Origin of the sequence: Candidatus Tisiphia endosymbiont of Hybos culiciformis, from assembly GCF_964030975.1 — a bacterium.
Classification (GTDB): domain Bacteria; phylum Pseudomonadota; class Alphaproteobacteria; order Rickettsiales; family Rickettsiaceae; genus Tisiphia.
This window is the reverse complement of the sequence record NZ_CAXIQH010000001.1, coordinates 276,097-290,688: the sequence shown is the minus strand read 5'-3', so window position 1 is coordinate 290,688 and position 14,592 is coordinate 276,097. Positions and strand designations below refer to the sequence as shown.

General features: G+C 33.7%; 18 protein-coding genes, 1 tRNA gene and 1 pseudogene. 10 read left to right on the top strand and 10 right to left on the bottom strand.

The genetic code is table 11. From position 1 onward, the window contains the following. Positions 1–3: 3 nt before the first annotated feature. Positions 4–813: an IS21 family transposase gene (gene istA / locus ACQH2P_RS01755; RefSeq protein WP_425362749.1), complete on the bottom strand. Its 810-nt coding sequence runs from the start codon at positions 811–813 to the stop codon at positions 4–6. Between the two features lie 145 nt (positions 814–958). Between istA and ACQH2P_RS01750 the strand changes: the two are divergent. Next, a pseudogene (locus ACQH2P_RS01750) lies at positions 959–1,315 on the top strand (tyrosine-type recombinase/integrase); the annotation flags it as partial. Between the two features lie 79 nt (positions 1,316–1,394). Here ACQH2P_RS01750 and ACQH2P_RS01745 read toward each other — a convergent pair. Beyond that, on the bottom strand, positions 1,395–1,748 hold the full coding sequence (locus tag ACQH2P_RS01745) for a DNA adenine methylase (protein ID WP_425364079.1): 354 nt from the start codon (positions 1,746–1,748) through the stop codon (positions 1,395–1,397). Positions 1,749–1,862: 114 nt separating this feature from the next. Here ACQH2P_RS01745 and ACQH2P_RS01740 point away from each other — a divergent pair, with 114 nt between their 5' ends. Then, a complete protein-coding gene (locus ACQH2P_RS01740) occupies positions 1,863–2,096 on the top strand; it encodes a hypothetical protein (protein WP_425362589.1) in 234 nt (77 codons plus the stop codon). Between the two features lie 302 nt (positions 2,097–2,398). Next, entirely contained in the window at positions 2,399–3,508 is a 1,110-nt protein-coding gene (locus ACQH2P_RS01735) for an IS66 family transposase (RefSeq protein ID WP_425362652.1), read from the top strand. On the opposite strand, the gene tnpB is transcribed toward ACQH2P_RS01735, so the two are convergent. From tnpB to ACQH2P_RS01710, 5 genes are all read right to left on the bottom strand, one after another. Next, positions 3,505–3,858 carry an IS66 family insertion sequence element accessory protein TnpB gene (gene tnpB, locus ACQH2P_RS01730; RefSeq protein WP_425362591.1) on the bottom strand — a complete coding sequence of 118 codons (354 nt, stop codon included), beginning with the start codon at positions 3,856–3,858 and terminating at the stop codon, positions 3,505–3,507. The genes ACQH2P_RS01735 and tnpB overlap by 4 nt on opposite strands. Beyond that, complete coding sequence (locus ACQH2P_RS01725; RefSeq protein WP_425362592.1) at positions 3,846–4,271, bottom strand: hypothetical protein; 426 nt, start codon at positions 4,269–4,271, stop codon at positions 3,846–3,848. Before ACQH2P_RS01725 ends, tnpB begins: the two co-directional genes overlap by 13 nt. Positions 4,272–4,317: 46 nt before the next feature. Next, positions 4,318–5,157: a transposase gene (locus ACQH2P_RS01720; RefSeq protein WP_425362653.1), complete on the bottom strand. Its 840-nt coding sequence runs from the start codon at positions 5,155–5,157 to the stop codon at positions 4,318–4,320. A gap of 89 nt (positions 5,158–5,246) precedes the next feature. Then, positions 5,247–5,537, bottom strand: a complete 291-nt coding sequence (locus ACQH2P_RS01715) for a hypothetical protein (protein WP_425362654.1) — start codon at positions 5,535–5,537, stop codon at positions 5,247–5,249. Between the two features lie 46 nt (positions 5,538–5,583). Then, positions 5,584–6,810: a tyrosine-type recombinase/integrase gene (locus ACQH2P_RS01710; protein WP_425362748.1), complete on the bottom strand. Its 1,227-nt coding sequence runs from the start codon at positions 6,808–6,810 to the stop codon at positions 5,584–5,586. A gap of 841 nt (positions 6,811–7,651) precedes the next feature. On the opposite strand from ACQH2P_RS01710, the gene ACQH2P_RS01705 reads away from it, so the two are divergent. The 5 genes from ACQH2P_RS01705 (at position 7,652) to ACQH2P_RS01685 (ending at position 11,144) form a co-directional block, all read left to right on the top strand. Next, positions 7,652–8,305 carry a DUF2659 family protein gene (locus ACQH2P_RS01705; RefSeq protein ID WP_425362747.1) on the top strand — a complete coding sequence of 218 codons (654 nt, stop codon included), beginning with the start codon at positions 7,652–7,654 and terminating at the stop codon, positions 8,303–8,305. A gap of 230 nt (positions 8,306–8,535) precedes the next feature. Next, the gene (locus ACQH2P_RS01700; protein WP_425364078.1) at positions 8,536–9,780 is read left to right on the top strand and encodes an outer membrane protein assembly factor BamB family protein; all 1,245 of its coding nucleotides are present in this window, start codon (positions 8,536–8,538) and stop codon (positions 9,778–9,780) included. 157 nt (positions 9,781–9,937) lie between these two features. Further along, complete coding sequence (gene rplM / locus ACQH2P_RS01695) at positions 9,938–10,405, top strand: 50S ribosomal protein L13 (RefSeq protein WP_425362746.1); 468 nt, start codon at positions 9,938–9,940, stop codon at positions 10,403–10,405. A 6-nt stretch (positions 10,406–10,411) separates the two neighbouring features. Beyond that, a complete protein-coding gene (gene rpsI, locus ACQH2P_RS01690) occupies positions 10,412–10,888 on the top strand; it encodes a 30S ribosomal protein S9 (RefSeq protein WP_425362745.1) in 477 nt (158 codons plus the stop codon). A gap of 179 nt (positions 10,889–11,067) precedes the next feature. Beyond that, positions 11,068–11,144, top strand: a tRNA-Met gene (locus tag ACQH2P_RS01685). Between the two features lie 123 nt (positions 11,145–11,267). Here ACQH2P_RS01685 and ACQH2P_RS01680 read toward each other — a convergent pair. Then, positions 11,268–11,450, bottom strand: a complete 183-nt coding sequence (locus ACQH2P_RS01680) for a hypothetical protein (protein WP_425362744.1) — start codon at positions 11,448–11,450, stop codon at positions 11,268–11,270. Positions 11,451–11,549: 99 nt separating this feature from the next. Here ACQH2P_RS01680 and ACQH2P_RS01675 point away from each other — a divergent pair, with 99 nt between their 5' ends. Beyond that, a complete protein-coding gene (locus ACQH2P_RS01675; protein ID WP_425362513.1) occupies positions 11,550–11,726 on the top strand; it encodes a hypothetical protein in 177 nt (58 codons plus the stop codon). A 312-nt stretch (positions 11,727–12,038) separates the two neighbouring features. After that, positions 12,039–12,206: a hypothetical protein gene (locus ACQH2P_RS01670; RefSeq protein ID WP_425362743.1), complete on the top strand. Its 168-nt coding sequence runs from the start codon at positions 12,039–12,041 to the stop codon at positions 12,204–12,206. A gap of 28 nt (positions 12,207–12,234) precedes the next feature. Here the strand turns inward: ACQH2P_RS01670 and ACQH2P_RS01665 are convergent, their stop codons facing one another. Beyond that, positions 12,235–12,981, bottom strand: coding sequence for a TlyA family RNA methyltransferase (locus ACQH2P_RS01665; RefSeq protein ID WP_425362742.1), 747 nt, complete (start codon positions 12,979–12,981; stop codon positions 12,235–12,237). Continuing rightward, positions 12,962–14,542, bottom strand: a complete 1,581-nt coding sequence (locus ACQH2P_RS01660) for a lysine--tRNA ligase (protein ID WP_425362741.1) — start codon at positions 14,540–14,542, stop codon at positions 12,962–12,964. The genes ACQH2P_RS01665 and ACQH2P_RS01660 overlap by 20 nt, the downstream gene beginning before the upstream one ends. Positions 14,543–14,592 lie beyond the last annotated feature (50 nt).

Genomic DNA, 14,592 nt, shown 5'->3' with positions numbered 1-14,592 from the left:
GAGTTAATAATTGATATCTTCATAGCTTTCCCCTGTCAGTATTGGTGTAAAAAAGTTACGTCTAGTATCACCTACTCGTTTTTCAACTCGCCCCTTCTCCCAACCAGATGCTGGAGTACAAGCAGTCGGTTCAAATAAATAATGAGATGCCATCTGAACAAACTTTTCGTTAAAAATACGATTCCTGCCGACTAATATCTCTTTAACGGCTGTCTTCATATTATCATAAATTCCCTTCTTACAGCAGCCAGCAAAAAACTTAAAGGCTTCTTCATGTGCTTTCATCACCATCTCAAGTTGCTCGTTAGGGTAGACAATAACCAAAGAATGACGGCTGTAGCATAGTGTTATTCTTGCAGCCTTTACTCTAATAATCTCACCATCTAAACATATCTCCTCTTCTCCCCAGTCAAATTGAAAAGATTCTCCAGGTTCAAAATTTAGTGGAATAAAAACTTGTTGACCCTTTGCTTCGCGTTCTCTACGAAATGCCCTGACAATTAGATTCACAGTTTCATAACTTCCTGTGTAACCCGATATCTGTAGCTGTTGGTATAGTTTCTTTGCCGTCATTCTGCGTCGAACCGGCTCCTTGCTATTCTCTACTAATAACTGATTTAGTACTGCAAGATGATTACCAAGAACCGGTTTATCTTTGGTATATTTTGCTAACTCAAATTTGGTTTGATCACTACGAATGACTTTTTTTACTGTATTCTTTGATATATTCAATTCTCTAGCAATTTTTTTAATTGCCTTACCATCAACGTGGTACATCCTACGTATTCTTCCTATTGTTTCCACTATAAACACCCCTTTAAAACTCCTTAAAAAAAATATTAACAATATTAATTTTTCGGAGATATTGTTACTTATTTAGGGGGGCAATTTTCATTACAATTTTTCCTTTAAAGGGGTCAATAGATGATTACAATTTACACAAAAGGACAATCATACTGAATCAATATGGGTATTTCCTGGCAATAATAGTAGCGATCATTTACAAGAACCTAAAAGAGCGTGGAAGAGAATTTGCCAATTAGCTGGTATTGATGATTTAAGAATCCATGATTTAAGAAGAACACACGGTAGTTTAATGCGTAAAGCTGGAGCAAATAAAGAGGTGCTAATGCAGGCTTTAGGTCTTAAAGATATAAGATCAACAAAAATATATGATTCTATAGAGAGTGATCAAGCTGAAGTTGAAGAATTTATGGAAAAAGTTATACAAGACCTAATGTTGCCAGAAGATACAGTAACCCCTCAAACAGAAATGAACAAAAATGCGGATAATATAAGGAAAAAGGAAGAATGAAGCACGGTAACGAAAGGAAAAAGAATTGCAGCACAAATAAGAGAGCTTAAATATAAGTATATTTAATAATCAGCAGCAATCAACTTGTTCGATAATTAGTAATTACAAGCTCTCTAGTGATACTCTTCTGTCCGGTTAGGGCATATTTGGCGTCAATAGTATTTATGGTGAAATCTTGGTATATTTCTCGGATAAAGTCAGTATTACTATTAGAAATCATTAATTTTACACCTTTGCTAGTTAGTTCTTTAACGAAATTTCTAAGTCTAATTTGTTCATTCTCATCAAATGGCAATCTAGTATAAAATCTTTCCCCAGCTTGGTAATAAGGCGGGTCAAAATAAACAAAATCATTTTCCTTAGGTTCGATAAACGGTATACTTGCAGCAAAACTGCATAACTCTATTAAATTTTTTTGGTAGTATGAATTTATTTTATAAATTTGGGTTCCTACTATGCAAATATCACCGATTAGTAAAAAAACTGGTTGAAAAACTATCAGTTATACTATAACATTTCAATTATTAAACGTAATGAATGAATCAAAATGAAAAAGCCAAAAGTAGCGACCTTAAGTGCTGAGGAACGAGAAGAACTAATACAACATATTAAGGCAAGTTCATTAACAGGAGATGATCAGCAAGCGGTGATAGAACTTGTGAAATTTTGTAACGAACTAATAGACAAGCTAGCATCATCAAACATCAGTATAAATAAGCTTAAGGAGATGATGATTGGTTTTAAGGCAGATAACAAAAAAAAGATAGTTCAGATTCATTAAAAGAACCACCGAGTGAATCTGATAATAAGAATGGTGGTAATGAAGAAGAGTACGATGAGTCCAAGAAGAGAGATCGCAGTAATTGGCAAGGTAAATATGGATTTGATGATTATCAGGATGCAAATACCAGCTATTTAGCTCCTGAGAATTTTTGTAGTGGTGATAGCTGTCCTCACTGTGATAATGGTAAACTCTATAATAGTGAAGCTAGAAAATTGCTACAATTTACAGGTAATGCTCCAATTACAGTCAACAGATATGTAAAGAAAACGTTACGCTGTAATGCTTGCGATTATACAGTTATGAACAATAAGAATATCAACAAATGGACAAATAGTAGCAAAAGTGCAATAGTGTTACAAAAGACCTACGGTACTCCCTTCTATCGTTTATCTAGGTTGCAAAGTTTAAGCGGGGTTCCTGTATCATATAGCTCGTTGTGGCAACAATATTTAGATGTTTGGCAAGAAGGTGGTGGAGCTGAAATTTACAGGGTATTATTGGAAATGGCTGCCGAATGTAGCTCACTGAATCTTGATGATACTAGAGCTAGAATTTTAGAAATTACTGTAGCCAATAAAAAATTACGTACTCAAAATAAGAAAGGACGCAGCTGTTATACCACTACTATATGTGCTAAGACTGCCAATAATGAGGTGATAGTTTTATATTTTACCGGTAATAAGCATGGCGGGGAAAATATTGGTAACGTACTAAAGAATCGTAAGAATAGGACTGATTCTATTCATTTAATGACTGATGCAAGTAACAATAATAACCCAGTATTATCAGAAGCAGATAAAGAATTACTAGCAATAATAATTATGATCAACTGTTTATCACATGGACAGAGGAAATTTACAGATAATGAACCATACTATCCTGAAGAATGCGGATATTTTCTCAAACAAACTGGTGAGATTTACCATAATGAACATCAATGTAAAGAGATGAGCCTTGAGGAAAAGCTGAAGTACCATCAGGAACATAGCAGTAAATATATAGAAAACATATATAACAAAATAGACGAATTATTTAACGACAAGAAAGTTGAGCCTAATAGTAGGTTTGGGCAAGCTATGAAATATTGGTTAAATAATAAAGAAGGTTTGACGCAATTTTTGAAAATTCCAGTTAGCAGTCTTGATAATAATTGGGCTGAGAGGTCACTACGTACCATTATTTTACAAAGGAAGAATTCATTATTCTTTAAAACAATCAATAGTGCTGAGATACATAGTGGTCTGTATAGTATAGTAAAGACTTGTAGTGAGAACGGGATCAATGCATTTAAATATTTAAATTGGCTGCAAGAGCAGAGTAGCAAAGCAAAGAAGCATCCTACGAATTATACACCTTTTGCCTATGCAAGATATATAAATAATACGGAATTAATCGAGACGGCAGCTTAAATGACAGGAAGCCAATCATTGGAGAGTTTGGCAGAACTAGGATCGCCATTATGAATAAGAATGTGTAAGGTTCTATAACAAATCTGATAAGATGAATTATCAGATGGGGAAAGTTTTGCCGTAAATTTACCTTTGGATAGGCGTTTAGAGCATAACCAAAAGCCTTGACCGTCAAAGGACAAAATTTTAATGGCAGTTCTGTTTTTATTATAGAATAAAAACAAGGAACCATTAAGAGGGTTGGAAGAAAGTTTTTGTCTGCAAACAGCTATTAAACCATCGATACCCTTACGAAAGTCGATGGCAATAGTGGCAACAAAAATAACTGACTGAGGGGTTAGTTGCAGCATAGAAATGTTTGAATTATGGTTTTTAGCTCTAGTGTTTGAATAATAAGCTTGGTACCATTTGGCTTAATAATGTGGCAAGTGTAGTAATTTTGTTTGGGAGTAGCCACAGGATCAGTATCTATAGAATTTACTAGTTGAAATGGGAGAAAATTAATATCGTGTTGTAGAACTTTATTTGAAGTTGAGGTAGGAGAAGTTTTGAGGGAAGGTTGATGGGCTTGTTGAATTGAACTAATTATTGTTTTATTAATATTGAGATGTTTGGCTATATCTTTGCAAGAATAGTGATGGAGTAGCTGGCGAACTAATTCCTTTAGATGGTTTGGTATGGGATCAAACTTGTTAGTTTTAGTTTGACGCCAGGCTTTAAATTGCTGAGCTACTTGCTCAACAGTAATTGATGGTATTTGCATAGTAGGAACCCAAATGTATAAAATAAATTTTATACTAACAAAAAAATTAGATAGAGTTATGCAGTTTTGCTGCAAGTATACCTTTCTCTGCTTTACTCAGTATAGATTGTGCCTGAATCTTTTTAATCTTATTTAGTATTTCTTGCTGCTTTAATGACAAACTTAACTTTGTTTTTGCTATTTCTCGCTGACATATTCTTATTAAACGACCCAGCAATATCTTTAAATGTTGCATTACCTTCTTACGTTTTTTGGCTTTACTATTATCCTTATATTTCCATAATTTTACTATGTCTTTTTTATATTGCTTGGCATATGTCTCATGTAACTTAATGCCTAAAGTATGACATAACTTTACTAGCTCTATTCTTGCCTTATCCATCAAATACACATCATGAGGATACTTAATATTCTTAATTTGTACTGTAGTATCAACGATTATCGATGCTAAGTCTTTTTTTTTAAGCACTCCGACTTTGCAACCAATTCTTGTTAATTCTTTTAATATCTCATTATATCCTTCTTCCCCTAATATAGCACGAAACCTTCGTATACTAGCTTCTGATATCTCAGCATCTTTCTGCAAATATTCCCAACCACAAAAATATTGCCAATATACGTTCTCTCTCAGCTCTTCTTCAGCTGCAGCATCTGACAGGTTATACATCGCTTGCAGCATAGTTACTCCAAGTAATAACCTGTGACATCTGCGATTCCTACCAAATTTCTTGATATTAACATTTGTCAATAACCATTCCTCTAAAACAGTCCAATTTATTAACGATCTTAATTTATATAACTTGTTATTAGGGTTTAATTCTTCGGTCAATTTATAACCAAAAAGCTGTCCTTGTTTTTGGGATTTTATTATATCTTCTATCGGCATAATTCATACAATCCATAAGGTTTCTGCCAATATTATAGCATTTTCTTATGGATTATCTAGATATTTTTACCCGCTAACCATATTATATATTATCCTTCTAGACTTTTGACGGGGAGACTATCTATAGAATTTACTAGTTGAAATGGAAGGAAATTAATATCTTGTTGCAGTTTTGCTGCAAGTATACGTTGAATTGAACTAATTATTGTTTTATTAATATTGAGATGTTTGGCTATATCTTTGCAAGAATAGTGATGGAGTAGCTGGCGAACTAATTCCTTTAGATGGTTTGGTATGGGATCAAACTTGTTAGTTTTAGTTTGACGCCAGGCTTTAAATTGCTGAGCTACTTGCTCAATAGTAATTGATGGTATTTGCATAGTAGGAACCCAAATTTATAAAATAAATTTTATACTAACAAAAAAATTAGATAGAGTTATGCAGTTTTGCTGCAAGTATACGGTCTTCTAGAATCTTGTCTAATGGAACCGCAGATTTGTCCTGGAACTCTCTAACTTGCTCCTTCCCTATAATATCATATACTCCAGTTGACCTTTGATCCTTATGACCTAAAGCCTCAGCTATTATCTCTCTATCTGCTCCAACTTTACGCATCCAACTGCCGTGTGTTCTTCTTAAATCATGTATCCTTAAATCTTCAATACCAGCCAATTTACAAATTTTCTGCCAAATATAATCAGGGGAGGCTATGTGACCACTTTTACTCTGATCGCTAGGAAATACCCATATTGATTTATTATTATTCTCTTTTTCTCTTCCTGTCAATATCCTTAGGGCGGAGTTCACTAAATGAACTCTTTGTGTTTTATTATTTTTAGCAGACTTAGCTGGTATAGACCATGTCATATTTTCAAAATTAATATCCTGCCATTTCATAGAAAAAACATTACTTTTCCTTGCTCCAGTGAATAATAGCATTAATATCACATCCGCAATTATCCTAGTACATTTCTCAATAACTACATTAATGAACCTTGACAGTTCCTCTTGGGTTGCAATATATCTTTCTCTGACGTTTTCTAGATTTTTCTCAATATCCTTTGCTGGATTCTTATCTAACATTTGCCATCTAATACCTCTATTGAACATCGCACTAAATAACTTAAGAAAGTTGTTAGCACTATATATACCTCTATTATTACTAATATTATTAAACGTTTTCTGAATATCATCCATTGTCACAGTAGATATTTTTATTTCATAATAATCTTTACCATATAGAGTCATTTTAGCAATATCAGACTTCCAGCCCTTATTCTTACGTTTACAGTGTTCTTCAATATATTTATCAAAGAACTCTTTAACGGTTAACTTGGTTAGTTTATCATCTATTGGATTATTTGTAATAGCTAATTTTTCAAGAGGGTTAATGCCTTTTGCTATCTGGTTTTTTAGTTCAGCAGCTTTATTCCTTGCTTCTAGTACCGAAATATAAGGGAATCTACCTAAGTTAATTGTACGACTACGACCTTTCTTCTCCACTGTTTTACGTAAGTAAAAAGTCTTACTTCTTTTGCTTGCAATAAGAAACAAGCCCTTTTCTTTGGTATCATTATAAAAATCTTGTTTAGTTTTAGGAAGAATAATTTTACTTACAGTGTCTTGAGTAAAATGCGAATTAAAAGTTGTCATATACCTACCTCAATTATGTTATTAGTTTCAACAGTGTTGTCACTGATGATGTTATTGATATTTTTTATTTAGATTAAGTGGTTTTTTATTGATTTTTAATATAGGAGGGCATAGAGTTAAATCCTGTTTTTTGTTTTTCGGAAAATAGACACTGAGGTTAGAGTGAAATTTGTTCGATTGTCTTCTAACCTCGGTGCTTGACACTACACCACGTAGTATCGTCTTTCACAAATACTATTATTTTTCCGCAGAGTAAAGGGGATTTTTTAATAAAACTAAGATTTTTTTTAAAGTTCTTTAGAATAGTGTTGATCTAATAACAGCCACTAAAATTGTTATTGCAGCTTTTCAAGAGGGTTAGCATTTGGTAGCTCTGGTTGTTGTATTTTTGGAAGATGAAATGAACTGGTGTCATATATCTAGCTAAACTAAATTTGTTACATAATTAATTAATATAATTAATAGAATTATGTAACAATATATAAAGTTAATTAGGTATTTAAATTAATATATTTTTATTGACTATTATAACAATAATTCAACTAAAAGTATGGTTTTAAAAATAATATTTTTATAGTAGTTTTATAGTAGATTTTTGGGTATATTCCTCAATTTTTACAAGAAATTGACCAATATATTAAGTTAAAATAATGTGCAAAATATTAATTAAAATTAGAGGAGAAAGGCTTATGAGTACTAGGGTTTCAAGGGTGCAAAACAATAGCAGAAATAGTGCCATTGCGAGGGTGCAAATTTCACCCTGTGTTCCTCGCAATGACGGAGTAATGCTATTCAGGTTAGCTATATGAACGAAAATATGAATAATAATTGGTAAATAAACATGACTGACCTTTTACAAGAAGTTTTAAGCGATAAAAATGAAGAAAAAAAACTTTATTATTTTAAAAAATTTCTTCCTATCACTATAATCCTCACACTTATAGTGATATTATTTATGTTAATAAATAATTGGCGAGATAGAAAGGAAATAGAGAATAACCAAAAGACAGGTGATATTTTAGTTAAATCTATTGCTCTTATTAATGATAATAAAGATCTTGCCATAAAGTCTTTGGATAATTTAATGGCAACAAGTAGTAATAAAGCAAATGGTTTAGCTGTTATCGAGCAAGTTAGTATCAAAATACACCAAGGAGACTTTATTGAAGCCAGAACTTTATTAAAAGAAGTTATTGATAACAATAATTATGATGAATTAACAAGTGCATATGCTCATCTAGTTTGGTTGAGTTTAATGATAGACAAACCAAATTCGTCTGATGTAAACAATAATGAAATCGAGAAATATTTAAATTATTTTGATGATGAAAATAAACCATTCTTTGGTACCGCAAATATTATCAAAGCAACTTGGTATATTAGAAATAATTCAAAAGATTTAGCAGAAAATACTTTAAAAAAGTTAATCTCACTAGAAAGTACAACTCAAACAGTTAAAGAGCAGGCTAAAGCTTTACTTGCAAATTTACAATAATAAGGGTCAAAATTATGATAAAACAACTTATAGCTAAGATGACTAATATTACTTCCAATTCACAAACGTCATTACGAGGAGTCACTTCAGTGGTGACGAAGCAATCCTTTTTGTGTCATCCCTGCGAACGCAGGGATCTAGATTCCCACCTACGCGGGAATGACAACTTACAATTGCTTCGTCGGCTCACGCCTTCTCGCAATGACGCTAGTTTGCCATGGATAAATATTATAAAACAACGGTTAATTATTTTCTTACTACCTTTTGTTCTAACTTCTTGTGGTCTGGGAGCTAACAAAACAAAAAATATTGTAGAATTAACTCCTAGATTATCTGTAGAAAGTAATGAAGCAATTCAAATAGATTCTACTATAGAATCAAATATATTTATCTCTGAAATGCTTCAGAATAAGGAATATACTGTTACAAAACATAAAATAATAGCCGAGCCAATTTTTAAGAAAGCTGTTGTCTATACCATAGATAGTAAAGGTAATGTCTCCGCCTTTTCTATGAAAGACAAATCTATTATTTGGTCATATAATATAAGTGCTAACAAAAGTGATAATTATGTTGGTGGCGGGATCTTATACCATAATGACAAGCTATACGTTACCTATGGTTCAAGATTCCTGGTAGTTTTAGATAGTAAGTCAGGTCATGAAATAATCAGAAAAGAACTACCTGATATTACCAGAATAAAACCAGTACTAATTAATGATCATACTATTATAGTTCAAACAATAACTAATCAAATATTAGCTATTAATATTAAGAAATTAAATTTTGTTTGGCAACATGAAGGCATAATTGAAACTTTATCATCAAGTTATCATGTTGCTCCAATAGTACAAAATGGCTATGTGATAGTAAATTATAATTCAGGGCAAATTCTTGCTCTAGAAGCTAATAGCGGCAAAATTTTATGGAGTAACGATTTATCTAGCAAGCAAGAGATAGGTTTACCAAATTTCGAGGCAGCTTTTATATTATGTAAACCCATTATCAATAACTCTCACATATATATAGCTAATAGTGCTGGCAAGATAATAAAGCTAGACATTATAACGGGTAATATCCTCTGGCAAACTAAAGCTTATGACGTACAATCAATGTCTTTAGCTGGCAATAGTTTATTTATAACAAATAATGCTGGACAAGTGGCTGCTATAAGCACTGAATTTGGTAAGGTTAAGTTTGTAGCAGATCTAAACGATGGAAAAGATATCAGAAGAGTTAAAGCTTCATCCTTTTTAGCCCCGATAACTGCTAAAGTAAGCGTAGAGGCAAAAGATTGGAATTTAAATATTATTTCTACTAAAGGTGAATTATATAGTTTCCAAGCAGATATTAATGGTAATTTAAATACTACCCCGGTGATTAGTAAAATTACTAAAAATATTGAATATCATGGTAAAACATGTTGTGGTACTATGTATTTTACTACTGATAAAAAAATTATGCTGATAGATTAGTCAAGAGATTATATTATGGTATAATTTAATATATTGTACATTTATCTTGACAAAACACTTGGTATAATGCTATTTAATATAGCTCAGATTGGGATAATGGCAACGGTAATTCTTGCACTATTTCCAAGTATAATTCTAATTAATAAAGATATATAACGTGAAAACTTATTCTGCAAAACCATCACAAATTCAAAAAAAGTGGTGGGTTATAGATGCTAAAGACCTTGTATTGGGTAGGCTTGCCAGTGAAGTAGCTAAAATCTTACGCGGTAAACATAAGCCTTCCTTCACCCCTCATTTAGATTGTGGGGATTATGTAATAATAACTAATGCCAAACATATTTGTTTAACGGGTAAAAAATCAGCTCTTAAAGATGGTAAAATCTATTATCGTCATACTGGTTTCCCGGGCGGAATAAAAGATACAACTGCTGGAAAAATTCTGGCTGGTAAGCATCCTGAACGTGTCGTTAAACTGTCTGTAAAAAGAATGATCACAAGAAACGTTCTAGGATCAAAGCAGATGGGTAATCTATATGTCTACGCAGAGAATGAACACCCACATGAAGCCCAACAACCAGAGCTTTATGATTTTGCAAGCAAAAATACAAAGAATAAAAAATAGTGAATTATGACAACATTAAAGCTTCAAAGCGAAAACACCAAAAACGCTACAGTTCAGAGTAAGTTAGTTAAGCAAAAAACGTCTGTAGAAAACAGTGATAACAAAGTTTATGGTACAGGCAGAAGAAAAAATGCAATTGCCAGAGTATGGTTAAAAAGTGGTAGTGGTAGGGTAATTGTTAACAAAAAAAATGTTGAACAATATTTCACTCGTGAAACTCATACCCAATCTCTCTTACAGCCATTCGTTGTAACCAAAACTTCTGGACAATATGATGTAATATGTACTGTCAAAGGTGGCGGAATGTCAGGACAAATGGGAGCTGTATTGCATGGTGTTGCTAGAGCTCTTGATAAGATCGCTCCAGAATTTCACAGTATTTTGCGTAAATCTGGTTTCTTAACAAGAGACTCAAGAGTTGTAGAGCGGAAAAAATATGGTAAGCATAAAGCAAGAAAAAGTACACAGTTCTCTAAACGTTAAACTTTTCCCGCGTTACGCGGGACAAATATTGGAAACTGCTTATACTCACTAGATGGGTTAACAGCACTTTGGTATAATTATGCAAGATTCTGGTATTTTCAAGAACAATTCTTTAAAGCAAAAGAATTGTTCTTTGCTTTTTCTTGAGACTACACTTATCTTGAAGCTCTTTCCATCATGGCGGGGTAGCTCAGTTGGTTAGAGCGGCGGAATCATAATCCGCATGTCGGGGGTTCAAATCCCTCCCTCGCTACCAGAAATATACTAAGTCACCAAAAATTATAGCAGTGCTTTAGAAGGGATGACCACATCAAAGAGATTAAATAGACCGCTCATACTGCAAGGGTTAGCTTTTGTATTGGCTCTCTTGAAAACTCGCTTATGCTGAGGAATTTGAAAGAGATGCCTCACCTTGAACCGCAGCGTACTTTTTAGAATGACATTTTATAGTGAAACCTATTGAATTAGGTGATACAAACTTTGTGTCATACCTGCGAAAGCAGGTATCTAGATTCCCGCCTTCGCGGGAATGACAACTTACAATCGTTATGTTCTTTATCACCTAATCCTATAGACATAACTATACAATACTTTCTATGTCTATACCTACGCAGGGCAGTTTAAAAGTCGCAACTAATTATACAAGAATCTGTTTTGAGAAATGCATAAACGTCATTGCGAGGAGCCGCTTCGCTACGACACGGCAATCCAAAAAATTGCAACGGCAAAAATAAAACAGCAAGCTGTTTATTTGGATCGCCACGCCACTTCGTGGCTCGCGATGACGGTTATTCGTTTCTATAATCTAGTATTTTATATCATTAGTTGCGACTTTTAAACTGCCCTGATACCTACGAGGTTTAACTCATACCCTACATTTTTTATTCTATCGTAAAAATAGCAAAAAATTATAAGGATATTATGCTACACAAGCGTCATTGCGAGGAGCCACTTTAGTGGTGACGAAGCAATCCAAAAGACCAGAAGTGGATTGCTTCGTCGTGCTTACACACTCCTCGCAATGACGCCAGTTATTTTCCCACAACTTTTAAACTGCCATGATGACCTCTAAACCCGCTCTACCTTCTAACTTTCGACAGTTGTGGTGTCATCCCTGCGTAGGCAGGTATAGTTATGCTCATAGGATTAGGTGATAAAGAACATAACGATTGTAAGTTGTCATTCCCGCGAAGGCGGGAATCTAGATACCTGCTTTCGCAAGGTTAACACAAAGTTTGTATCACCTAATTCAATAGGTTTCACTATATCTAGATTCCCGCCGTTGCTAAGAATGACAACTTTTTTGCTATTTTTATGATAGAATAAAAAATGTAGGGTATAGCAATCTAGCTTGTACTACGTTGTCCATAAATTAGGAATTCCTGGTTACCTTTTGCTCCTAGAATAGGGCTGGGTATTATCCCAACTATGTTGAAATGATAATTTGATTCTAGCCATTGTTGAATTTTGTCACATACTCTTTGGTGTAAGAGTTGGCTTCTGACAATGCCACCATTCCCGACCTCATTCTTTGCTACTTCAAATTGGGGCTTAATTAGAGCAACTAGACTACAATTATCTTTTGCTAAACCAAATGCAGTAGGTAATATGGTGGTAAGGCTAATGAAGCTGGCATCACAAACGATCATATCTGGTGGCAAACTAATTTGCTCAATTGTTAAATACCGGGCATTAGTTCTTTCAATTACTGAAATTTTAGGATTATTACGTAGTTTATGATGTAGTTCACCATATCCTACATCTACCGCAAAAATCTTTCCGGCATTTCTACGGAGTAAAACCTCAGTAAACCCACCAGTACTAGAGCCTATATCTAGACAAACTAGCCCTTGTGGATCAATATTGAAATGGTCTAGAGCAGCAATTAATTTTAACGCCCCTCGTGATACATAATCATGTATCGGGCGTTTTATAATAATATCACGAGTATCAGTTGATACTCCAGTACCTGGTTTAGTATTTTGGAGCTGATTAACATATACTTTGCCTTGTATTATTAAGCTTCGTGCTACGTTAATATCATCAACTAATTGGCGTTCTACTAAATGCTGGTCAAGTCTTATTTTTTTCATCAATCAAATTTATAGTGTCCTTAATACCAAAAAGTTTAATAAAAGACCCAAGCCTTGGTCCCTCAGTTTGCCCAAGTAATATTTGATATAATTCTTTAAAATAATCTCGCAAATTACTATAGCCATGATTATTACCTATATCATAAATTTTCTCTTGAATCTGCTCGGAAGTAATATCTACTGGTAAAGCAGATAACATAGTGCTGATTTCTTGTAAAATAATTTTCTGCTGATCATTAGGAGTTAAATAGCACTTATTCGCTTTAATAAAGTCATTATAATAACCAATGGCAAAATCTGTTAAATGATCAAGGTACGGAGCATTTTGCTTCGTCGCATCTGGAGCGTATTTACTGATAAACCCCCAGAGTACCGATTTATCTTCCGGGTTACAAACTGATGCTAGGTTAAGCAATAAGCTAAAACTAATGCCAAAAGTTTCGATAATAGGCACATTGCCATGATGAATATGGTGTACTGGATTGGCAAAACGCTTTACTTGATCTGTTTCTAAGTGATATTTTTTATTGAATGTAATATATTCATCAACATTTTTAGGTATTACGTCAAAATGTAAGCGTTTGGCTCTTGTTGGATTTTGATAGATAAATAGTGCCATACTTTCCATAGGGGCATATTGTAACCATTGATCAACTGTGATACCATTGCCTGTAGATTTAGAAATTTTCTCTCCATCTTCATTGAGAAATAATTCATAGAAAAATTGTACTGGTTCAACTCCACCCAAGATTCGACAAATCTCGCAATATAACCTAGCATTATTCATATGCTCCTTACCATACATTTCATAATCAACTTGTAATGCAGCCCAACGCATAGCAAAATCAGGTTTCCATTGTAATTTGCAATGCCCCTTTGTCACAGGAACTTCAACCAATTTCCCTTCCTCGTCTTGATAGCTAATAGTGCCGTTTAAACGATCAGTTTTGGTAATAGGTACTTGTAGGACAATACCAGTTTTTGAACAAATCGGCATGAAAGGTGAATAGGTTGCTTTTCTTTCAGCTCGAAAGGTTGGTAACATTAGATCCATTATCTCATCATATTTGTCTATGACTTTCAGCATCATCTGATCAAATAAACCGGATTTATAACATTCTGTACTACTAACAAATTGATATTCAAAGCCAAACCTATCCAGAAATGAGCGAAGTTTAGCATTCATGTAATGTCCATAACTTTCACATTCACCAAAAGGGTCTGGCACAGATGTCAGGGGTCTACCAATATGTGGTGCTATCATATCAGGATTGGGGATATTATTGGGAACTTTACGCAGACCATCCATATCATCAGAAAAACAGAACATCTTAGTTGGAATATTCGATAGTTGTTTAAATGCTTCTTGCACCATTATAGATCTAGCAACTTCTGCAAATGTACCTATATGTGGTAATCCTGACGGTCCGTAGCCTGTTTCAAATAATACATAACCTTTAGCGGGGGTTTTACCACCCAGCTGATCTAATATTTTTTTTGCTTCTAAAAAAGTCCAAGCGTTTGACTTAACCGCATCTTCTAAAATTTCTAATTCTGACATCTATAATATCCATTTCCATATAGTTTAATTTTTCCCATACACGTCCGCTT